The following is a 21736-nucleotide window of genomic DNA, read 5'->3' on the forward strand; positions in this document are numbered from 1 at the left end:
TAACACTTCAATGGCTCCATCTTTTGAGAGACATTGTTCCGGCAGGGGTTAACTGAGGGACTGTGCCCTATTTATACTGTTGAGGGCGCTTGTGGTAGCTCTATCCAGAATCGACTGCCTTCACCGGGCTGCGACTCAACGCCGACTCGACCCCCCATCCGCTCAACTCCCTTCCGAACAATGGCTAATCCCATGCCAGTGCCGGGATACGATTCCACACCATGCAAGCGCTCAAAGGCTTGGAAAATAGTTTCTTGATGTCTTGGCTCAATCCCTATGCCATTATCTTCTAGCCATAAGCGAATGTTGGCTGAAACAGCAGTGGCGGGAGCGACCCAATCGTTGCGAATCGTGTAGCGGGAGGGAGTCCTGACATCAGGGGGTGACGTTTTGTTGTCGTCTCTGGGCTGAAGTTGAGTCGTGTTCTCGTCCTCACTCAGGCTTTGATGCCCCTGTTCCCCAAATCCTGTCTTCTCAACCCATATTCGCACCTGGGGCTGTACGTCAGGAGGCACAAACTTAATGGCATTGGTGATCAAATTCGTGACAACCTGAATGAGGGTAGCGCGATGGCCCATCACTTCAAAAGACGGTATCTCCACCCTCACCTGTGCGTGTTGGGATTGAAGTTCTGTCTGTATTTGAGTCAACGCGGTTGCTACTATGGAGCCTAAATTAACCCTTTGTAGGTTAATCTCAGCACGACTGAGGCGGCTGTACTCTAGGAGGTCTTGAAGTAGAGCACTCATCTCTTGAGCAGAGATCACAAGGCGTTGGGCGTAGAGCTGACCCTCACTATCAAACAGCTCGCCGTAGTCTTCTAACAAGACTTGAGCTAAGCCTTGTATGCCTCGCAGGGGTGCACGTAAGTCGTGGGAGGCGGAATACACAAACACCTCTAGAGCTTCATTCGCTTCCTGAAGTTCAGTCGTGCGCTCAATCACCCGTTGCTCTAACTCAGCCGCGTAGTTTTGCAGTTGTTCCCGAAGTCGGGCTTGCTGCATCGCAATGGCGAGTTGGTTGGCAACCTCCGTGACAATTTCTTGGTGTTCCCCTGTAAAAGCGGCAACCGGTCTGGCGAATACTTCAAGTTCACCGATTAAATCGCCTTCGGCAATCAGAGAAATACTCAGCCAACTGCGCTTCCCTTCAGCTAGTTGGCGCTCTAGCAGTGGTGGAGATGGAGCGAGGGTGCTGAGGTCTTCGATGTAACGAATGGATGCTTGTTCTAGCGAGACTTCAATGGGTATCAAGTCAGAGATGGGTACCGTTTCTCCCCTCAATTCTCCATTCAACTCTCTTGTTAGGAGTTCTGCTTCCTGAGTTTGAAACCGGAATAGAACCACCATGGCTTGCTCGTAGGGCACCACTGAATGCAGGCGTAACAGCGCAGCACGAGCTAGCTCTTGAGGAGACTCGGCTCTGAGAATAGCACGGTCAATTTCATGTAAGGCTTCTAACCGTTCAGCATAGCGACGTAAGACTTCTTGTGCGTGCTTGCGATCGCTAATATCGAAACGAATGGCAAGATACTGGAAGGGTTTCCCTGCATCATCCAAAAACGGAACGATCGTCGTATCCACCCAATAGTAAGAGCCATCCTTCGCTCTATTCTTGATTTCTCCATGCCATACATTCCCCCTCTTAATGGTTGACCAGAGGTTGGCAAAGAATGCTTGGGGATGGTAACCGGAATTAATCAGGCGATGATTCTGCCCAATCAGTTCTTCCCTAGAGTATTGGGAGAGTTCGCAAAACTTATCGTTGACATTGGTGATGGTTCCCCTAGCATCGGTGGTAGCCAAGATGGCGGCTCGGTCTATGGCAAATTTTACGTCGGATAAGTCTTTGACCAGCTGGCGTAATTCTTCCTCGGCTTGTTTCCGTTCTGTGATGTCACGGGTTACTTTGGAGAAGCCACACAGATTTCCAGACTCATTTCGTAATGCTGTAATCGCCGTACTTGCCCAAAACAAGGAACCATCTTTCCGTCGCCGCCAAGCATCCTCTACAAAATGACCTTCCCTCACGGCAATTAAGAGAGCTTGTTCGGGTTTATGGCGCTCAATATCCTCGGCTGTAAACAGAATCGAGTAATTGTGACCCAAAATTTCGGCGGGTTTATACCCTTTAATCCGTTCTGCTCCGCTGTTCCAGCTCACAATGTATCCCTGGGGGTCGAGCCGAAAAATAGCGTAGTCTTCCACGCCTTCCACGAGCAGACGGTAGCTCTCCTCACTTTCCCGCAAGGATGATGCGATCGCCTCAGTGCGCTGCATCGCACTCCGTCGTGTTTCGCTCAACCAACTAATCAGCACCCCTTCCGAGAGAAATATGCCGAGCCGAACTCCATTAGCCACACTCGTAATGTCTAGGCTAAACAAAGGTTGCACAAAGAAATAGCAGCCGATCAAAGCACTCAGAGCGGTTGCCAGCAAACCAGGCTTCAAGCCGCCATACCAGGCGCTGATCATCACTGGGATGATAAAGACTAAAAGGGGAGCATTTTCCTTCAGAAGGGGTGCAAGTAGAAAACGTAGTAGCAAGGCTAGCAGGCTTGCCAGCACAGCAACACCGTAACCTGACAGCAGCAAACGCTTAGCTTCCCGCATCTTCAATTATGTTCAGTCGCTACAAATTCATGTTAAGCACTGTGCGGGGTGAGTAGGGTATGCCGCGAGGAGCACGTCTCTGGTTATTTCCTCACGACATGTGAGGCTTCCATCTCCTGATCTAGCTAAAAACGGAGTCTGGGGGGCTATAGTACTGAACTATTGTCTTTGAAGGATGACGGGAGTAAAAACCTGATGAAAGTTCTAGTTACTGGAGTCGCTGGATTTATTGGCTATCACTTAGCCCAACGTTTATTAGCAGAGGGTATTGAGGTTTATGGCATCGATAATCTGAATGATTACTATGATGTCAAGTTGAAAAAAGATCGCTTGGATCAGCTACAGCCCCAAGCGAAATTTACGTTTGAATGGCTAGATTTAGCAAACCGCGATCGCATCCTTCAGCTATTTCCAGAACAGAGCTTTGATTATGTGATCAACCTCGCGGCTCAAGCCGGAGTCCGCTATTCCTTAGAAAATCCCTTTGCCTACGTAGACAGTAACATGTCCGGGTTTGTCAATTTGTTAGAAGGATGTCGTCAGACTCAAATCCAGCATCTCGTCTTTGCATCTTCCAGTTCTGTCTACGGTGTGAACACCAAAGTTCCGTTTGCCGTCACGGATAATGTCGATCATCCGATTTCCCTTTATGCCGCTACCAAGAAGGCCAATGAATTAATTGCTCATGTCTACAGTCACTTATACAATTTACCCGCGACCGGTCTGCGTTTCTTCACGGTTTACGGCCCTTGGGGACGCCCAGATATGGCTTATTTCAAATTTGTGAAAGCCATGCAAGAGGGTAAGGCGATCGATGTTTACAACTTTGGCAAAATGAAGCGTGATTTCACTTACATTGATGATGTGGTTGAAGGAGTGGTGCGAGTGATGTATAAACCGCCCCAAACTCCTATAAACAAAAGTGCCCATCTTCCTGAAGACGTGGCTAGCTTAGCTCCCTACAAGCTTTACAACATTGGTAACAATAACCCTGTCGAGTTAATGACCTTTATTGAAGTAATTGAACGGGCTTTAGGTAAAACAGTTGAGAAGAATTTCCTGCCTATGCAGCCTGGGGACGTTTTATCCACTTATGCAGATGTGGATGAATTAATTAAAGATGTGGGATTTAAACCCTCTACAACCATTGAGGAAGGGATTCATCGCTTCGTTCGGTGGTATCAAAACTACTACCTATAACAGGCTTCAGCTAACAATTATCTAAATGGCAGATGCCAAGAGGAGAGATTTTTTGTGGAATGGGCAGGATGCCCCTTTTCATGTATAGCATAAAGGCACCGGAGCGACCGCCGGAGCTCATACGAGGACTTTAGTGAGGATGAGGAGGTACCGGAGCTCATACGAGGAGGCACAAGGCAGAAGGGATGCATATGGACGGCTCAAGATTTCAGTATTTGGCGAGAGTCAAGAGTTGCCTTGGTGACCGCTATAAGTTAAATGCACGACAGGTTATTTAATTTGTGCACCCTAAAAGTAGGGCTGTCCTTTTCATAGGACAGCCCTCCAAGATGAAAAACAATAATTTATACCATCAGCAGATTGAACCTTACTGCAATAGCTTTTGTACCCAACCCAGATTAGCCGTATCCCGAATAATCAAGAAAATACCTAAACCGAGTAATAGCACCAATCCGGTTTGCATCACGTTTTGCTGAATTTCAGTAGGCAAAGGTTTACCCCTGATTCCCTCAATCAACAAAAACACAAGCTGACCTCCATCCAATGCGGGTAAAGGTAAGATATTAATGATTGCCAAGTTAATGCTAATGAGAGCGGCAAATTGGAAAAGATTTGCAGCATTTGAACGCGCAATATCTGCTCCAATCTCAACAATCTTGACCGGGCCCGAAACTTGCTCGGCGGTTTCGCCAAAGTTACTGATGAGTTGACCAAAGCCTTTCGCGGTCAAAATCACGACGCGCTGATATTCGTCGGCAGCGCTACTGAAAGCCTCCCCAATATTTTTGGCACGCTTACGCACCACGTCACCATTCGGGGCTAGCTGTACACCGATTTTACCTTTGCCATCTTGACCAAGTTCCGGCCTCAAGGCAATGGGAAGCGTTTGTTGGTTTCGCTGAATTGTTAGTCTCAGAGGTTTGTTGGGAGATTGTTGAATTTGCTTCATCAGGTAAGAGATAGCTTCCTGGTTCGCTCCCAACTCTTGCCCATTGACGGATAAAACAACATCCCCCGGTTGAATTCCCGCCTCTTTTGCCACGACACTGCTTTCTGCGACAACTTGCGGAACAAGAACACCAGGTTGGTAGTTAAAGTTAGTAAAGTCTGGGGTGCCAACGGTTGCGACTTGACCCACAAGTAGGAAGTAAGCAAACACCAAATTGGCAATCACACCCGCACTAATTACGATCGCACGGTCTAAAATCGGTCGGTTGCGGAGTAAATTCGGGTCATTCGGAGGAATTTCGCTATCCGGGTCATCATCAGGGAAACCCACGAACCCCCCTAAGGGAAACGCTCGAATGGCATACTCGGTTTGTGAACCCTGATACTTCCACAGAACGGGGCCAAAACCTAAGGAGAAACGATTGGCATAGATTCCTTGGAGACGAGCTGCCATAAAATGACCCAGCTCATGGACTAAAATCAGAACCGCCAGGACTGCGATCGCCGCCAAAATTGACATAATTAGGATTCAGTGTAACGAGAACTCACGTTTTTTCATTGTAAGGTCTGAAATCAATCGAGTGCCTGCGACCTTGGTCTTACAACACTTCTCTGCCTAGATAAGGTTGCAGCACGTCCGGAATTTTGACCGTGCCATCCGGTTGCTGATAATTCTCAAGTACCGCTGACATTGTGCGTCCTACAGCTAAGCCTGAGCCATTCAGAGTATGGACAAACTGAGTTCCTTTTTTCCCCGCTTCTTTAAAGCGAATATTACCTCGTCGCGCTTGGAAGTCCGTGCAATTGGAGCAACTGGAAATCTCACGATACTTGCCAGAAGAGGGCAACCAAACTTCCAAATCATAGGTTTTAGCAGAAGAGAAGCCCATATCCCCGCTACACAGTGCCACAACCCGATAGGGCAACTTTAAGGCTTCCAAAATCCCTGCCGCATTCTGTACGAGTTTTTCGAGTTCCTCGTAAGACGTACTGGGATGAACCAGCTTCACCAACTCGACTTTATTAAACTGATGCAATCGAATTAGCCCCTTAGTATCTCGCCCGTAGCTACCGGCTTCGCGGCGAAAGCAGGGGGTATAGGCACAGTGATAAATGGGTAGCTGGGATGCCTCTAAAACTTCATCTCGGTACAGATTGGTTAATGGGACTTCAGCCGTAGGAGCTAGCCATAAATCATCACTGTCGCACTTGAAGCTTTCTTCGGCAAATTTAGGTAACTGACCGGTCGCGGTTAGAGACTGGGTGTTGATCAGAATCGGGGGTATAACTTCCACATAACCACTGGCTGTCTGCTGGTCGAGCATAAAGCTAATCAGCGCTCTTTCCAAGGCAGCACCCGCACCCACTAAGCTCACAAAGCGGCTCTGAGCTACTTTCACCGCCCGCTCAAAATTGAGAATGCCCAGCTTTTCACCAATTTCCCAATGAGGGAGAATCTTGGCATCTTGGGGTGGAATGTATTCGTCACCCCAACGGCGCACTTCTACGTTTTCCTCTTCACTCTTGCCCATCGGTGTCGATTCACTCGGCAAGTTAGGGAGGGCGAGTAAGAGGGATTCGATCTGGGATTTCAAGTCTTTTTCCTGAGGTTCCAGTTCACTCAGTGAGGCTTTGACTTGGTTCCCTTCATCCCGTAACGCTTGCAGTTCAGGCGCGTCCGCAGGGGTTCCCGCTTTGATTTTTTGACCCATCTGTTTGCCAATTTCGTTGCTACGGGCTTGCAACTGAGTTCGGGAGGTTTCCAGTTCCCGTTGGCGCTGATTCAACTGGATAATCGGCTGGAGGTCATGTTGACCGGCACCACGCCGATTCAGTAGCTCTTGGACTGTTTGGGGATTTTCTCGAATTTGCTTTAGGTCAAGCACAGAGTTTCTCTACAATACCGGACGCGATCGCATACATGGCACATACTCTTTGCTTTTAGCAGCTCTTCAAGGAGGGCTTAAAGCGGCATGGAATAGTGCCACTCTACAGGATACAAGAGGAGCGCGATCGCATGATTCTCCCCAATCTGCCATAGTTTACCCTCAAAGTCCAATCGGTACAGCCTTTTCACCTTCATCCGGTTGGAGCTACTTACTCACGCGATTAAACAGCCACAGTGAAGCTACAATACCCGCAAAATGGGCTGTAATCGTGTTGACGTTCCCCTGTACAACAAATAAATCCAAGGGTTGCACATAACGACTGGGGTCAAGCACGGCTCCTTGCTGAGACAATGACTTGGTGAGGACGCTACCCACTACGGCTTGCGCTCCAAAAATAGTCAGCAACATTCCCACTAAATTGACAATCAATCCCAGCCTGATGGCTTGCAGAGTATCTGCTTTACTCGGTCGCCCCGTCTCTAGTAATTGTTTAGAAATCAGAGTGTAACGGAATGCAAAAAAAGCACCGATACCCAGCGCTACCAGACCACAAATTGCAAAAAAGATGCCGAATCCGGTTCCCTGGGTACTGGCTTGAGCCGCTGTATTTCTGCTGAAGGCTAGAGAAAGCAGCAAAATAATGGCTGAAATGACGCCTAGAACGACCTGGAGCCAGAAAGAAATCCAGCCAATAGTGCGGAGTGTAAAGACAATTCGCTGAGCAGATGGAGGGATTGAAGACGTGTCTGGCTTTTCTCGCATCGGAGCTGGAACCTTGAGTGATAACCTAACTTCATTGTATTTTCTCGCAACAGCTGACTAAATATAGGGTGGGTTTTTTGCGGCTACTAGGACTTACGCCTTTTTGGTATTCATACAGTAAGGGCAAGATAGCCTTTGTTTCTACAGGTAGCAGATAGAGTACCCTTTGGCGTATGTCCGTTGCTCTAGCCCTCCCCAGTTCTGCATGGGCTCAGCTGGTTAGACTGCTATAAGTTTTTTATGGCTTTTTGTGAAGAATTGATAAAATATTCTTGACTTTGTTGCGGATTTTAAATAAACGCAAGTAAGATTCACACAGAGTAATACACGTCATACGGTGGTATTACACTTGAGCCAGCGCATCAAGTAAAGCCTTAGACTGGCGCTCAACCCGTTCTATGTCAGTAGGGCAGCCTGCCTGGTTGCTTGAGTTCTGGGGCAGCTTACAAACACCAGGGTGATCTGAAATTGACCGACTGCCTGCCCGGAAATTAGCGATTGGTTAGCACACCTTGAGAGCATCCTTAAATTGGGGACTTGCCTTTTGCCATTCACTAGAAGGGGCTCTCGCAATTCGTTCAGATTAGGGTGCCTATAAGGGCTACAAAACCGAATAAATTGCTGATTTCGGATAAAAACAGTTAAATTTCGAGAACTTTTAATTCCAGCAGCTCGTCTAGTTAATCAAGTATAGGTATGGGACAGCAACCCCAACGCCTCCTGTGGCTCCCTATTTCTTCGCAGCCTGATCGAAGAGGAACAGAACGATGGAGCGTATAAGACCCAATTTCCAGCAGCGTTTATCCTACCTAGGGTGTGCTATTGCATTGGTCTTGACTTTGTCAGCCTATAGAAGCAGTTTTGGGACGACTCCCTTATCGGCAGCACAGAGCCACTGGCAGGCGATCGCAGCGGCAAATCCAGAGATTTTAGTGAGCCGCTACAGCGATCATGCTGTTTTAGAGCGGTCCTATGGGGTTTCAGATGTAGACAAAGTTTACCAGGGTCAGTCGATTTACGAAGCTTGGTTGGAATTTTTTGAGCAGTACCAGATTCAAGATTTCCGGGTAATCACACAAAAACAAAGCAATCATGGTGTTGAAGCTGACATTCAGATCACGGCCAAGTCCAGCCGGGGGGTGATTGTTGTTTTATCCATGTCATACCAGGTGCAATTTGATTCAACTGGCAAGATTATCAAAGAAGTTTGGCAAGCTGGTTCTGAAGTAAGTGTGTAGCTACAAGAGGTTGAAATTTTTGTTGCATACAAGGATTTTGGCTGGTTCAAGACACATTGAATGGCTCTGGGCACGGATTAAGCCGCTCAAAGACATCAAAGTGTTACTAAAGTAAAGTGGTCGCTTTACAGCGGCTCATAGATTCTGAGCCATCGGGCGACGCCAGCTCATTACCCCACCTAAAAGAGGCTTTACTGATGAATAGTCTTGTATTTCCAGTAGAATAATTACTGTTTGGCGTAGGAAAACGGCTAACGTCTTTACGACCTATCCCTTCACAAGCTTGACTTGGGTAAAGTAATGCAAAACAAAAGTATGCGGAATATACACCCATAAGTCAGTAGAAAAGAATAATGCTTTCAGCCTGAGGTCAACTTAGGCTTGGAAGGGAAGGAGAAAGTCTACCAGGTCAAGCTACCTTAGGAATCGCTCAGGTGCTTATGGTAGGAGCTTTTAGCGACTTCGCTAAAATTAGTGGTGATTATCCGCTGGGTTGCATCTAAAGTTACCGCATCAACGAGTAAAGTACAGGCTCCTCTAGGCTTTGCTATAAAAGTGTGAGGTTAGTTTACTGGCTCTTATTTGCTCGTTTTTGCCAGACATGCGTGTGCATGTGTGAGTTTTCAGGGGTATCGAAACCGTCGTTAGTTTCAGGAAAACTCTCCCATTCAAAGCCGGTTGGCTGGGATATTCAGCGAGCTATGCAGATGAAATTTGAGGATATCTATCAGTTTTTTCGAGACCCTCCTCCTAACTATCTCAACAAAGAATTAGCTGTATGTTACGTTTTGTTCATTTTGTTGCAAGGGGAATCCTATGGAACACAGTTGATCCAGCAATTAGAACAGGAACACCCAACCTATCGACTCTCTGATACTGTTCTCTACAGTGCACTTAAGTTTCTTGAAGATTCAGGAGCCATTTCAGGGTACTGGAAAAAAGTAGAAGGACGAGGACGCCCCCGCAGGATGTATCAAATCCGCCCGGAATGGCGAGACCAAGCCCATGAACTTGCCAATTTCTGGCGAAGTTACATGACAGCAGACAGCCAAGCCATGTAACGGCTTGAAGCCCTTTGTTGGAGAATTGGTTAGATCCGGGGCAGCCGGCGAGGAAGAAATTAGCAAAAATGATAGGGTAGGCACGGCTAAGAACCAGGGAAAGAAGAGTCAAGCTCTTCCAGGCGCTCAATGCCTGAAAAATGCGAACTGTGCCAGCCCTAGGGTGCACAATGTGCATTGAATTCCTCGAAAATCTTCCTCGCTGAAGCACGCTTTACCCACTCAGGGCTAGTGAGGGAAGACGCCGCTTAAGCGTTAGTGCTTTGGGGTTACTCGCCAGAGGCGGGGGCAATAATAGCGCACACGCCAACGGGGTATTCTCTTTGCGCCAGCAGCGTGCCGTTGCGTCGCGCACGATCATTCGTGTTAGCTTTCTTCGGCGCGTCAGCGCTAGCGTGCCGTTGCATCGCTATGGCTAACCAATCAGGCGTCACAAATTGTAAAGTAGGAGCATAACGATACATGTCTTAATCAAAAGTCAGTGAATACCACCGTTCTTTCTTCAACATTCCTGCTGACGCTATTGTTGGCAGTCGGTCTATTTTTCTTTATCCGAGCTTCTGTCAAGGATAGAACCGAACAAGTGCGATTGATTGCCCAAGAACCAGAAGAATCACTGCTGACGCGGTTGCAGCAATATTTTGACCAGAGAGCCTACCGGGTAGCCGCCATTGATGCCGTCACCCATCAAGTCACGTTCCAAGGGTTTGTTCGACCCAGTTGGTTTCTCGCCATCTTTTTAACATTGCTAGCTGCCTGTGGCATTTTGTGTTTATCCCTGGTTCTCTCGTTGTTGTACCCAACACTCACTTATCCTTTTTTTGCGCTGGTTCTTTTAGCCCCAGTTGCTGGAGTTTTTTATTGGAAAAAAGCAGGGCGCAGTGAGCAGGTTTTTTTAACCGTGGAGGCTGTACCCACTGAAAACACGGGTTCGCAAAGTCTCCTGACTGTTACAGCCCATCGTGATGAAGTGCATGAGTTGAAACAGGCTTTAAAACTCAAAACCTTGGCTTAAAGACTGAAGTCTGAAGTCTCAAAACGTCCTACTTTAAAGCTTGGCAGGAGATTTAAAGATTAACCCTACTCAAACGCAAAGGCTTGAGTAGGGTTAAGTAAAAACGCCTGTTATCGAGTTTTACCGATAAGATCTCAGCGACTAGAGACCGCGACAGCAGTCTTTTCTTCGGGAGAATCTAGTATCCGCAAACTGGGAAACAGAAAATGATTTTCTTCGACGTATTGAGCACCAAATAATCCTTTTTCTGCCCAGAAATAACGGTCTGTAGTATGTTCGTTTCGCTTCACGAGTATTAAAGCGGGTGGAACTATCCCTTTAACTTGAATAAACTTTCGTGCTGCTGTGACCGGTTTATCTTCGCCGCTTTCGAGATTATACTGAGGCACATGCTCCAGAATCTTACGCCCTTCCTGGCGGCGGCGACTTTTGCGCTTGCGTCTTCTTGCCAACCTCTTTACCTCCTCTTTATGCTGACAGTTGTAATGTTAGTTACAAAAGCCGTCGAAAGTATATCGGCTTGAGTTCAAAATATCAACTTCTATTTACAGATTGATACAAAAAGTCCAAATTTTCTCGAAAATAAGGGTCAAGATCAAGAAATGAGGAGGTTTTCTGAGAAAAGTCGATACAATTATTAATGTTTATTAATAAAATGAGTCTGCGGAGCTCCCTTCATCTGAGGTGAGCCAGCGGAGAGTTTATAGTCAGATTGAGGGTAGGTTCGACATTATAGAGAAAGGGCGAGTGGTAGTTTCCAGGGAAGAGCGCTGTCAAAGATTAATCATCCTAACCTCATGTTCATTCCTGCCAGTTCAGAATTTGTCACGTTATGTAAATCACAAGTGGCAGTGTTAACTCAAGGGCTAGGTGCCGCGTTGAGTGCCGTGTATTTAACAGAAGAACTGATCGAGGGCAACCAGCCTAAGCTGATTCCCATCGTGATTTATCCAGAAACAACGGGGGTTTGGGAAGAAAATCATCCAGAGTTGGTGCTGCCTGAACTGCGGGGTAAGATGACAATGATTCCCCGATTATCTCAAGCCCTGCCAAAGTTGCTCCCTCAAGTCTCTGATTATGACCAGACGGTAGATTCAACCTCACCTGACCGAGCTGAGAATTTTTTACAGCGACAGCGCCAAGTTGTTCTGCCCCTGATCCATGAAGGGGTCGTGATGGGGTTGTTGGTGACAGGTCGTGAAGACCGACCGTGGAATGATAAAGAATTGGCGACGATTGAACGAATTGCTCGAACATTGTCGATCGCCTACATCATGGATCAGCGTCGAGCTTGGTTCGAGCAGCAATTGACTCAAGCCAGTCGCCTAAAAGCCCAACAGCGCGATCGCCTCGATGACCTGCTGCATCAACTTCGCAATCCTCTAACCGCTTTAAGAACATTTGGCAAGCTGCTATTCAAGCGGCTGCTGCCTGGAGATAGAAACCGCGATTTAGCATCCAGTATTTTGCGAGAGAGCGATCGCCTCCAAGAATTACTCAAAGAATTCGATACCTATCTAGACGCCAATGAAATCGAGCAACCGCCCCTGTTGTTGCCAGCCGCAGCACAACCTGAAGCGTCCCCTCGACTAGGGACTGGCCATTGGCGCAGGGTAACTGGAGAAGAATCTTCCCCATCCTTAATCCCCCTTTCCATCGCAGCCGTCTTAGAACCGCTGATCGATACCGCCAAGGCGATCGCCCAAGAGCGCAATCTGTTCCTTTGTTCCGAAATCCCCAGCGACTTACCGTTAGTCCGGGGTAATCCTAAGGGGTTGCGCGAGGTGTTAAGCAATCTCATCGACAATGCCTTGAAATACACCCCAGCAGGGGGAAAAATTGATATCCGAGTTGATGTTTTGGCTCAAACGCCTCACCGCCAAACCTGGGCTGTTGGTACGGACGAGGATTTACCTCTTACAGGGGATGGCGTTACCCAGTCAATACGCACAGGCACCGCGCATCCCGAACAGCGTTTAGCCATTATGATTAGTGACACCGGCCCCGGCATTCCGCCCCAAGACTTAGAACATCTGTTTGAGCGGCATTATCGGGGTGTTCAGGCAGCAACCGCAATTCCTGGTAGTGGTTTGGGCTTAGCGATCGCCAAAGAACTGATCGAACAAATGCAGGGTGACATAGAAGTATATAGCCCAGCACAACAGGTCTGGGCTATACAAAGTTGGGAATCACAAAAGAATCAGAATCAAAATCAGCCAGCACGGGGAACAACCTTTGTCGTCTGGTTGTCTATCGCAAACAAATAGAACACATTGCATTTTGGGATTGGAGAGTAGGAACTGGGAAGATGATTCAGCTATAGAGCTGTTTATCTTCCCTTTCCATCACCAGTCCCTTATTTGGCGGTGACCGTCAAGGGAGCGTTTAATTTCAGATTCATGTCCGTATTGGGTTGAATGGCGATCAGATCGATGCTGTTACGGCCTAAGAAGGTTTGGATCAGGTTGATGACAACACCCGCACCACCGCCGATCAAGAGTTCTTCCGTGGCAATTGCCCGATCACCAGTAACGGCAGAGATCGCAGCCGCAGCGGCTGTACCCAAAGCAGCATTCTTCACAAGATTGCCCACATTAACACCCTTACGCACGGTTTCAGTTGTGGTAATTACATCAGAAGAAGCGTTAATAGTTTTTTCTTGACCGTTGATCACGACCTTCTGTGCCACGAACTGGCTACCCCCTTGGTCTTTAACCGGACGTAATTCACCAATTACATCACTGCCAGCAGGAATCAGGACTCTACCGTCAGAGGTGGTGATATTAGCCGCTACCTTCACCGTCAAGGGTACAGTTTCGTCTTTGGTGACGAGAATTTTGTCTGCTTTAGCATACGTTACAGGAATAGTTGTTCCTGCGGGAATTGTGACATCCGTTGCTACTTGCGGTGCATTAACGATGTAAGGGGAATTGATAGCTTGCACGTCTCCTGAGCTAACAAGTGCTTGGTAGAGGAAAGCGGCTACCTCAGCTCTGGTTGCGTTCCGAACAGGATTAAGCGTCTTGAGGTTAGGATAGTTCACCACAATACTTCTTTCTGTCGCGGCGGCGATGGGAGAGCGAGCAAAGTTAGAAATGCTTGAGCTGTCGTTGTAGTAACCCAGAACGGTGGATACGGCCTGAGTGGGGGTGTAATTCAATCCATTCGCTAGCGACGTTAAGACTTGTTCACGAGGAATATTCTGTTCCGGTCTGAAGATGTTACCGGGATAACCGGCTAAAAATCCAGTGGTGTAAGCGTCCTGAATTGCAGTGTAAGCCCAGTAGCGTGAGGGTACATCAGCGAAGTTAATCGCATTGCGAACTTTACCCTTATTAAACTCATTATTCGCTTTCCGCATCATCGCAGCGAATTGAGCTCTAGTCACTGGGGAATCGGGTCGGAATGAGCCATCTGGGAATCCAGCGATGATATCCCGCTGCGCTAGTGCTGAAATAAAATCCCGTGCCCAATAGCTGGATGAAACATCCGAAAAAGAGGTGGTTTGGGCAAAAGAAGGGGCCGCTGCCATGAAAGGCGCTACAGCTCCAGCGACGATTCCCAGAGCTAAAAAGGCGGCGGTTCCTGATTGCCAACGAGATAAGTTAGACATGTGAGGCGTTCTCCAAATTAGTTTGTTCTGTTGAGAAAATAGACCTGAGAAAGCGATAAATGTTCCTAGAACTTGCCAACTATAAAGTTTTGATGAATTAAACAGCAATATGCTCAATTTCGCTGTTTTTTAGCTGAACCATTTATGAAGTTCTTCATGATCAAAGACGCCTAATCCGTTAATTAGTTGCCTTCTAAGAAAAATGGGTTCTTGTGTGCAGGCATCGCGCTAGCGCATCAGAATATTAGATTAGGGGTCGCGAGTGGTTACCCTAATCCAATCCCCAGCCTCTAGCTTTCGTCCTTAGATGAACAAGGATGAAGATACCGAGGTGGGTGTATAGCTAGCCTCAAGGGTTAGGTTTGTTGGTCAATCCAGCGACGGTAAAGTTTTTGAATGGCTTTGAGGACGTTGTTTTGACGTGACTTAGGTGTGGTTCCACTATCGGGGTCAAGCAGTTGCAAGCGAGTTAAAAGTTTCGCTTCCTCTGTGGCTACCTCGCCATCGCTATAGATTAAGGCGCTCAGGGATTCAATCAGGCGCTGATAATCTTCTGAACTTGGGCGATCACCTAAATATTCTTTCATCCAGGCATAACACTCATCCGGTAAAACCGCCCTGAGTTCATACAATAGCGGCTGAATCTCCGGGTCATCAGCTACTCCTGTTTCTTTGGCAACTCGCTGAAGATACTCCCGCTCCTCTTGCTGAATTTTGCCATCAATCCAAGCTGCACCGATGAGAATCTTGACGAGCTGTTTGACCGTCGAGTTGGTGGGCATGATATTTTCCTCTGACTATCTGCCCCTCTATCTTAGGTAGGGGTTTGGAGCAGCAATAGTCTCTACCCTATACATTTTTTTTATCTCCCCTTCTCTTTTGCCGATTTTTCCGAAAATACAACGGGGTGCTGGTCAGTAATTTCTGCCATCCTGCACTAGTAATAAACCTTCTGTCCTCGTATGAGCTCCGGTTTGCCCTTTGCCCTTTGCCTTCTGCTGTAAGTGCCCGTGAACGGCTCCTCATTGACAACGTGCAAGCTGCACCATGAAGAAGCCATCCATCTGGTATCGGTGAGGCCACACTTTAAGCCAGCCTTGAGGTGTTGAGAAGGCCGTTAACGCTGAATCAGTTGCGGGTGGTCTAATTTGCCATTCAGAATGACGCTCTAGAAAGGATTGAATCACCCCTTCGTTTTCCAGGGGATGTAAGGTACAGGTGGCATAAACCAAAATGCCCTCAGGCTTAACCCAAGTCGCGGCTTGTTCTAAAAGTTCTCCTTGCAGAACCGAAAGTTCCTGTACGGTGGCAGGTGTGATGCGCCAGCGGATATCAGGGCGTCGGTGTAGCGTGCCTAACCCCGAACAAGGGGCATCGAGTAAAACGCGATCTGCTGCATGGGTGAATTGGGAAAAGTGGCGGCTGTCGCCTGTACAGATTTGAATGGACTTTAATTGCAGACGTTGAGTGTTTTCTTGCAGCTTTTTGAGACGAGAGGCGGCGCGATCGCACGCCCAAATCGTCCCTTGATCGCCCATTAGTTCTGCGATATGGGTTGTCTTACCCCCTGGTGCCGCGCAGGCATCAATCACCACTTCACCCGCTTGAGGGTTCAGCAGATGGCTCACCAACTGAGCGCTACTATCTTGAACAGTCCACCATCCCTGACTGAATCCGGGTAACTGTTGAATGTTACCTGCGCCCCCAATGACTCGTAACGCTTGCGGGAGTTGGGGAATACGCCGAACCTCAACCCCCGCCGATTGCATCGCTGCCTCAACCTCCTCAATAGATATCCGCAGGGGATTGACTCGAAGGTCAATGGTGGGCGTTTGGTTCAACCAGGCACACAGTTGTTCTGTCTCATCTAATCCCAACTGTTCCTGCCACATCTGGATCATCCACTCAGGAAAGCTGTGCGACACCCCCAATCGTTCTACAGGTTCTGTGGGTAATTGTAAGGGGTCATTAAATTTGGGATTTTGTTGTTCTGAATCGATTAAGGAATTGGAGGCGGTGGGGGCTGTTGCTAAACGCTCATACTGCCGCAGTAACCCATTGACAACACCAGCCAGTCCTTTAAATCCATTTTCCTTAGCAAGCTCAACGGTTGTATTGACCGCTGCACGGGCGGGAATGTGCTTTTGATACCGTAACTGGTACAAGCCAATATGGAGGATTGTACGGAGCTCTGGAGGCTGCTGGTGGGCTTTTTTCTTACCGAGTTGATCGATTAAGGTGTCAAGGGTGCGCTGTCGTCTGACACTCCCATAAACTAGCTCTGTAGCTAAACCCCGATCCGCACTACTTAATGGCGTATCTCGCAACACCCGGTCGAGGGCTATATCGGTAAAAGTACCCCGCCGTTGGATATCGATGAGCGCTTGAAAGGCCAACTGGCGAGGATTTTGCATGGGAATTCTTTGAGATTGAATAGGTGACATGCTCCCAACGCCACTTTTCAGGATGGTGTGGGGGCGCACAGAGGTTCAACCTCATTTTAAAGATAGCGATACGCTTCTTTGGGACAGTACCCTTTGGGCAATCGCTTCCTGGCGGAAGATCACTGTTGAGATGGGTTGGCTGCTAAAGTTGGTTCCATGTTCACAGCGACCAGTAATTTGTCTGTGTCTTTGGCTATTTCTAACCAGATGGCTTGCAATACCGCATCTCTATCCAGTCCGGCGCTGACGTAAGACAATTCTTCACCTTCAACCGCATCCTGTGCAGCGGCGGCGAACTCAGGGTATTTAACAAACAGCTTTTCAAGTACGTTGTCTCGACATTGGAGCATTTCGTTGTAACCCCCAGCGCGATCGCACTGCATAAACTTGAGAGCTAATTTGTGCCCATCTACAACAGATTTTACAGATGCGACGGTTTTGGGGTCACCATAAACTTGATCAACGATATTCTCTAAATCGATTAGGTCTTCCTTGTATTCTTTGGGATTAATCCCATCATCCCTTTCAATTTTAATTCTCATCACTCTCACCTCCTCAATGGCTGCTTTTAAAGAAGTTGTGAGGATAGGCACAGAAACAGGTTCGGCGATTTGTTCCGATCGCTCCCAAGAAGCGGTTCCGTAAGACAAGCGCATTCCTAAAGAGCGAGCCTGACAGCCAAAGCAGAGGATAGATAAAGTTAAGGGGAGTGCTAGCTTCTGTAATGACATAGGGATTTTAAATCAACAATCATTAGAAGGAACTTTTGCGTTGCACCCCTCTTTATTGTTGTAGACCTCTAGCAGCTTGACGTTTGCAGCTACTGAGAGTATTAGTACTTGAAGTCTATGTAACGATTTTTTACACGGCTTCTCCACTAATCTAACTTGCCTTGGTGAATAATTTGTGAATGTCTTTTGTATAGGATATTACAGATAAATTTTTTCCCTCAAAAGAGTTCAGACAAACTTATATGTATTGACAAGGCAAGAGCATTTTTCTCCTTAAATATAGATAACCTTTGTGAGTTTTAACCGACCGAAACACTAGAGCAAGATAGCACAAATAACTCACCTGATCGCAACGGAAACCAACCTAGAAACTATCAGCCTTCCTCCCTTCTGCCGTCTGCCTTCTGCCGTCTGCCTTCTGATACTCGCTACATCGAATTTCGATATTTTTGCAGCAGTTGAGGAATATAGTCATAGCCATCAACACCGATAAAGGCAATAATTTTTGAGCGCTCTTGCTCCAATAAGGTTTGGAACACTTCAGCACCCAATTGACCCTGCAAAATAGTTAATAAGCCAGCCGATTGACGCCAATCACTAGAACCAATTTGCTCTAAAAGATAGGCACCCAGGCTACCTGTGTAGAGAGTTTGAGCCAAGTTTTGTAAACTGTAACAAGCTTGGGCGAGGTAGGCTAAATTAACTCCTTGTAGATACAAATCGCCCGAAATTTGAGCGGCTTGCCAACCTTGTTCAAGGTAGGTGATGGCTTTTTGAGGCTGTTCAATCACCACATGGGCAATTCCCAAACTACTGAAACATAGCGATTGACTCTGATGGGAAGCATAGCCACCTCCAAGGGAATCACCCAATCGTGCTAACAATTGCAGACTTTGTTCTAGATAGTCAATCGCTCTTTCATAAACTTCTGGTTCTAGCTGTGCCTGCTCTTTGGCTTGAAACACCTCACTGTAGCCTAAATTAGTCAAGGCGTTGGCTTCTCCTAACCGATCTCCGGATTGACGAGAGAGAATTAATGCTCTTTGGCTGTAGTTAATCGCTTCAGCATAATTTTTTTGGGCGACACAAATTCGGCTTAAGTGATTGAGATTGGCAATCTCACAAATTTGATCGCCTGCCCCACGAGCAATCTCTAGTGCCTGTTGATGAAAAGCCGTAGCCCGATCATATAAACCTTGAGCGCGTAATGAATAACCCAACAAGGTTAAAACTCGCGCTTTCTCCTGAGTTCCCTCAACTTGCCGCAAGGGTTCATCCAAATAATTCAGCGCATCCCGCAAAGAATTTCCATTTAAAGAGGCAAAAACGCCGCCGTAAAGGGGGAAGTAATCCCGTTGGGCAAAAGCACGGAGAATTTGCAGAGACACCTGAAAACAGGCATTGATCAGCACATCACGCTCAGTTTGGGTTATTGCCTGACTCAAGGCGTTGGCTAATTGCGACCAAATAACGGCAAAAACGATAAAGGTAGAAATCGACAGCTTGGCTCCCATTTTGGAGTCATAGACCATTTTGTCGAACCAAGCGACCAGTCCGCGCTGCAAGCACTGGAGAATTACAGCCAATTCCACCCAACTACTCAATTCTAAACTCGGCTGTTGATCGACCCATTCATGCAGGGATTGATTTTGTGCGATCGCTTGAAACAACGACTTGGGTAGGGGGCTATTCACATGTTTAGCCCATACCCCCCAAGGGCCACGTTGTTCGGGCAGTCCTTCAAATCCCAAATCTCGATTTTGGTCGTAAATCCAACTGACGACATAATCTTCCAATCGCTGCCAGGAGGTTAAACCTGTGGTGATACCTTGGGAGAGTTGTTGCAATTCTTTAGCCGTGTCCGGGTCAGAACTTTGTTGAGATTGCTGCTGTAAGTCCTTCCCTAACTGGGCGAGTTGTTGTAAGTTCAGCACTTGCTGCCGATTGGGGTCAATGACTCGCAATAAAGCGGTGAGGCGTTCGCTGGAGTCAGCCGTAATAATCGCTTGAACCGCGCCTGTAAGAGCCTGTGAGGTGCGCTTTTGCTCCTGTACCCGTTCCCATTCACCACTCAGGGTTTTCAGTGCCCTGAGGCTGCGAATGGCTTTAGCTTGCTTCATTTCGCTGACAGGGTTGTCTACCTGCTGCTGGGTGGCGTTCATCTGTTCGTCCAAACAGCGATCGAAGATTTCGCCCGTCCCGGTGCTGACTCCTTGTAACAGCATTTGATAGACCTGCTCTTTAGAGCGAATCTTTCCTTTGAGGGTCGCTTGCACAATTTCGTCGATTAACTCGATGTATTGATCGCGCAATGGCCTGGAGTCCGGCATCAGGTCTTACCTCACAAACAGCTAGCTTTTCTCAACCTTAACAGCACGTCGCTACTGAAATGCTCCCCTGTTTTGGCTGTTAACTTTTTTAAGCTTTAGGCTTCTGCGTCGGTAAGCATACTCTGAACACACTGCCTCTGCCTAACTCAGATTGAACGTCTAGGGTTCCTTGGTGGGTTTCTACAATTCGTTTAGACAGATGCAAGCCTAAACCACTGCCCGATCGCTTGTGGCTTCCTTGGCGAAACCGCTCGAAAATCATCTTTTGGTCGTCTAAGGCGATACCAGAGCCTGTGTCTTCCACTTCGATCAGCAACCAGGAGGTTTTAGGGTCATCCGGGTCCGGGCTATTACTCAGCCGCACCTCAATGGAGCCTGTATCTGTAAACTTAATCGCATTCCCGATCAGGTTGGTGAACACTCGGTGCAGTTCTAAGCGATCGCCAACGACTTTAGTATCTACGTTTTCCCCAAAATTGGGCTTGAGAGATAGTTGTTTCTGTTCCGCGAGCGGAGAAAGTTCCTGCATCACTTCCTCCATGACTGTTTTGATTTCAATCGGTGAGAAGCACAAAGTCTTGCGACCGGCTTCATAACGATAAACTTCTAGCAGGGTATTGACCATGGCTAGTAAGTTACGGTTGCTGCGAGCCATTGTGATGATCGCTTCTTCCATCCCCGGTGAGAGTTCTCCCAGCGCTCCTTGTTGAAATAGCATCAGCATCCGCTCGGCGGCGACGATAGGCGTCCGCAAGTCATGAGCCATCCAGGAGACGAATTCTTCGCGCTGACGGGCAATTTGTTCGCGTTCATCGATCGCATGTTTCAGACGCAGCAGCGATCGCACTCGTGCCAACAGTTCATCTACTTCTACTGGCTTACGAATGAAATCATCTGCACCCGTGTCTAATCCCTTGACTACGCTGGGTCCTTCAAAGGCCGTAATCAGCAAAATCGGCATAAACGGCAACTTTTGATTTTCCCGGATACGCTTGGTGACTTCATAGCCATCCATCCCCGGCATCATCACATCGAGTAGTACCAAGTCCGGTGGGTATAGGTCAATTTGTTTTAAAGCCGCCCGACCATCCTCGGCCAGCGTTATGGCATACCCCTCTTCTTCTAAAATGGTCTGAACAAGGAATAGGTTATCCGGAGAATCATCCACAACCAAGATGCGGTCAGCTTTAGAGGAATGGGTCACAACCAAAGGATTCATGGGAAAGTGGGTAGTTAATAGGTTTAGCTAAATTATTTTTTTTGTTTCTTTTGTATCTCTTAAGATTTTTCCTTCTTGTTGCTTAAGCTGCCTCATCCCCCCGAAAGATTATTCTCATCGAATTAGTTCTCTGAGTAGTTGCTCAATTTCTCTGTTTGTTTTTATCTTCTCCTGTTTGTATTCAACTGGTTCTCTCTAGGAGTGTGAGAGTTCCGTTTGTCACAAATTTTTAACGGATGATCGGGTTCTGCAAAGCTTCATTGCCAAGCATCACCCCAAAATTTTTATCCGTTTGTTCACTGTACCGAAGTGCAAATGCCGGAAGCTTGGCAAGATTCTCATAAAAATTAAGTATATATACATGAGTATCTTGTTTTTCCCTCCATTGACAGGACGAACCTAACGGCTGTGTGTATATCCCGCTTTTAAAAATTTATATTTTGTACTGACGAGCAAAAATTTTTTTATTTTCTGGGGAAAGTTCTGAAACTCTGCCCTGAGGGGACTGTTGGAGACAAGGCAGACAGGGAGAAGAAATAGCTGCTCCAAGTAAGCTTAGGTATGTCAATCTGGCCACCGAGGAATTATAGCCAATCCGAATTGTAGACCCCTTTTCTAAGGGTCTAAACAATCTCTTTTCCTCTCCCAGTCCCCCGTCCTTTGGGGAATAAGGG

General features: G+C 47.4%; 17 protein-coding genes. 5 read left to right on the forward strand and 12 right to left on the reverse strand.

Features of this window, described 5'->3' with window-relative positions:
- Window positions 1-71 precede the first annotated feature (71 nt).
- The gene (locus NDI48_00270; protein MEP0829639.1) at window positions 72-2612 is read right to left on the reverse strand and encodes a PAS domain S-box protein; all 2541 of its coding nucleotides are present in this window, start codon (window positions 2610-2612) and stop codon (window positions 72-74) included.
- 195 nt (window positions 2613-2807) lie between these two features.
- Here NDI48_00270 and NDI48_00275 point away from each other — a divergent pair, with 195 nt between their 5' ends.
- Window positions 2808-3812 carry an NAD-dependent epimerase gene (locus tag NDI48_00275; GenBank protein MEP0829640.1) on the forward strand — a complete coding sequence of 335 codons (1005 nt, stop codon included), beginning with the start codon at window positions 2808-2810 and terminating at the stop codon, window positions 3810-3812.
- Between the two features lie 367 nt (window positions 3813-4179).
- On the opposite strand, the gene rseP is transcribed toward NDI48_00275, so the two are convergent.
- From rseP to NDI48_00290, 3 genes are all read right to left on the reverse strand, one after another.
- A complete protein-coding gene (rseP, locus tag NDI48_00280; GenBank protein MEP0829641.1) occupies window positions 4180-5280 on the reverse strand; it encodes an RIP metalloprotease RseP in 1101 nt (366 codons plus the stop codon).
- A gap of 79 nt (window positions 5281-5359) precedes the next feature.
- On the reverse strand, window positions 5360-6646 hold the full coding sequence (gene serS / locus NDI48_00285; protein MEP0829642.1) for a serine--tRNA ligase: 1287 nt from the start codon (window positions 6644-6646) through the stop codon (window positions 5360-5362).
- Between the two features lie 207 nt (window positions 6647-6853).
- A complete protein-coding gene (locus tag NDI48_00290; GenBank protein ID MEP0829643.1) occupies window positions 6854-7411 on the reverse strand; it encodes a DUF3611 family protein in 558 nt (185 codons plus the stop codon).
- Window positions 7412-8178: 767 nt separating this feature from the next.
- On the opposite strand from NDI48_00290, the gene NDI48_00295 reads away from it, so the two are divergent.
- Both NDI48_00295 and NDI48_00300 read left to right on the forward strand, forming a co-directional pair.
- On the forward strand, window positions 8179-8649 hold the full coding sequence (locus NDI48_00295; GenBank protein ID MEP0829644.1) for a hypothetical protein: 471 nt from the start codon (window positions 8179-8181) through the stop codon (window positions 8647-8649).
- Between the two features lie 707 nt (window positions 8650-9356).
- Window positions 9357-9710 carry a PadR family transcriptional regulator gene (locus NDI48_00300; GenBank protein MEP0829645.1) on the forward strand — a complete coding sequence of 118 codons (354 nt, stop codon included), beginning with the start codon at window positions 9357-9359 and terminating at the stop codon, window positions 9708-9710.
- 269 nt (window positions 9711-9979) lie between these two features.
- Here the strand turns inward: NDI48_00300 and NDI48_00305 are convergent, their stop codons facing one another.
- Complete coding sequence (locus NDI48_00305; GenBank protein ID MEP0829646.1) at window positions 9980-10174, reverse strand: hypothetical protein; 195 nt, start codon at window positions 10172-10174, stop codon at window positions 9980-9982.
- Window positions 10175-10191: 17 nt separating this feature from the next.
- Here NDI48_00305 and NDI48_00310 point away from each other — a divergent pair, with 17 nt between their 5' ends.
- Entirely contained in the window at window positions 10192-10725 is a 534-nt protein-coding gene (locus tag NDI48_00310) for a cofactor assembly of complex C subunit B (protein MEP0829647.1), read from the forward strand.
- A gap of 134 nt (window positions 10726-10859) precedes the next feature.
- Here the strand turns inward: NDI48_00310 and NDI48_00315 are convergent, their stop codons facing one another.
- On the reverse strand, window positions 10860-11177 hold the full coding sequence (locus NDI48_00315) for a DUF3155 domain-containing protein (protein MEP0829648.1): 318 nt from the start codon (window positions 11175-11177) through the stop codon (window positions 10860-10862).
- A gap of 345 nt (window positions 11178-11522) precedes the next feature.
- On the opposite strand from NDI48_00315, the gene NDI48_00320 reads away from it, so the two are divergent.
- The gene (locus NDI48_00320) at window positions 11523-12992 is read left to right on the forward strand and encodes a GAF domain-containing sensor histidine kinase (GenBank protein MEP0829649.1); all 1470 of its coding nucleotides are present in this window, start codon (window positions 11523-11525) and stop codon (window positions 12990-12992) included.
- Window positions 12993-13081: 89 nt separating this feature from the next.
- Here NDI48_00320 and NDI48_00325 read toward each other — a convergent pair whose 3' ends face one another.
- The 6 genes from NDI48_00325 to NDI48_00350 all read right to left on the reverse strand — a co-directional run bounded on the left by NDI48_00325 (window position 13082) and on the right by NDI48_00350 (window position 21062).
- Window positions 13082-14338, reverse strand: a complete 1257-nt coding sequence (locus tag NDI48_00325; GenBank protein MEP0829650.1) for an S-layer homology domain-containing protein — start codon at window positions 14336-14338, stop codon at window positions 13082-13084.
- Between the two features lie 356 nt (window positions 14339-14694).
- Window positions 14695-15120 carry a TerB family tellurite resistance protein gene (locus NDI48_00330; GenBank protein ID MEP0829651.1) on the reverse strand — a complete coding sequence of 142 codons (426 nt, stop codon included), beginning with the start codon at window positions 15118-15120 and terminating at the stop codon, window positions 14695-14697.
- A gap of 240 nt (window positions 15121-15360) precedes the next feature.
- Entirely contained in the window at window positions 15361-16752 is a 1392-nt protein-coding gene (locus NDI48_00335; GenBank protein ID MEP0829652.1) for a 16S rRNA (cytosine(967)-C(5))-methyltransferase, read from the reverse strand.
- A gap of 149 nt (window positions 16753-16901) precedes the next feature.
- Window positions 16902-17513, reverse strand: a complete 612-nt coding sequence (locus tag NDI48_00340) for a hypothetical protein (protein ID MEP0829653.1) — start codon at window positions 17511-17513, stop codon at window positions 16902-16904.
- Between the two features lie 428 nt (window positions 17514-17941).
- Entirely contained in the window at window positions 17942-19843 is a 1902-nt protein-coding gene (locus NDI48_00345) for a tetratricopeptide repeat protein (protein MEP0829654.1), read from the reverse strand.
- An 88-nt stretch (window positions 19844-19931) separates the two neighbouring features.
- The gene (locus NDI48_00350; protein ID MEP0829655.1) at window positions 19932-21062 is read right to left on the reverse strand and encodes a hybrid sensor histidine kinase/response regulator; all 1131 of its coding nucleotides are present in this window, start codon (window positions 21060-21062) and stop codon (window positions 19932-19934) included.
- Between the last annotated feature and the right edge of the window lie 674 nt (window positions 21063-21736).

This window comes from Microcoleus sp. AS-A8, assembly GCA_039962225.1.
GTDB lineage: Bacteria > Cyanobacteriota > Cyanobacteriia > Cyanobacteriales > Coleofasciculaceae > Allocoleopsis.

Coding starts and splice junctions, on each gene's coding strand:
- NDI48_00330 (MEP0829651.1), bottom strand. CDS start 15,120: ATGCCCACCAACTCGACGGTCAAACAGCTCGTCAAGATTCTCATCGGT.
- NDI48_00320 (MEP0829649.1), top strand. CDS start 11,523: ATGTTCATTCCTGCCAGTTCAGAATTTGTCACGTTATGTAAATCACAA.
- NDI48_00275 (MEP0829640.1), top strand. CDS start 2,808: ATGAAAGTTCTAGTTACTGGAGTCGCTGGATTTATTGGCTATCACTTA.
- NDI48_00345 (MEP0829654.1), bottom strand. CDS start 19,843: ATGCCGGACTCCAGGCCATTGCGCGATCAATACATCGAGTTAATCGAC.
- NDI48_00340 (MEP0829653.1), bottom strand. CDS start 17,513: ATGTCATTACAGAAGCTAGCACTCCCCTTAACTTTATCTATCCTCTGC.
- NDI48_00270 (MEP0829639.1), bottom strand. CDS start 2,612: ATGCGGGAAGCTAAGCGTTTGCTGCTGTCAGGTTACGGTGTTGCTGTG.
- NDI48_00300 (MEP0829645.1), top strand. CDS start 9,357: ATGAAATTTGAGGATATCTATCAGTTTTTTCGAGACCCTCCTCCTAAC.
- NDI48_00350 (MEP0829655.1), bottom strand. CDS start 21,062: ATGAATCCTTTGGTTGTGACCCATTCCTCTAAAGCTGACCGCATCTTG.
- NDI48_00305 (MEP0829646.1), bottom strand. CDS start 10,174: ATGTATCGTTATGCTCCTACTTTACAATTTGTGACGCCTGATTGGTTA.
- NDI48_00295 (MEP0829644.1), top strand. CDS start 8,179: ATGGAGCGTATAAGACCCAATTTCCAGCAGCGTTTATCCTACCTAGGG.
- NDI48_00335 (MEP0829652.1), bottom strand. CDS start 16,752: ATGCAAAATCCTCGCCAGTTGGCCTTTCAAGCGCTCATCGATATCCAA.
- NDI48_00325 (MEP0829650.1), bottom strand. CDS start 14,338: ATGTCTAACTTATCTCGTTGGCAATCAGGAACCGCCGCCTTTTTAGCT.
- rseP (MEP0829641.1), bottom strand. CDS start 5,280: ATGTCAATTTTGGCGGCGATCGCAGTCCTGGCGGTTCTGATTTTAGTC.
- NDI48_00290 (MEP0829643.1), bottom strand. CDS start 7,411: ATGCGAGAAAAGCCAGACACGTCTTCAATCCCTCCATCTGCTCAGCGA.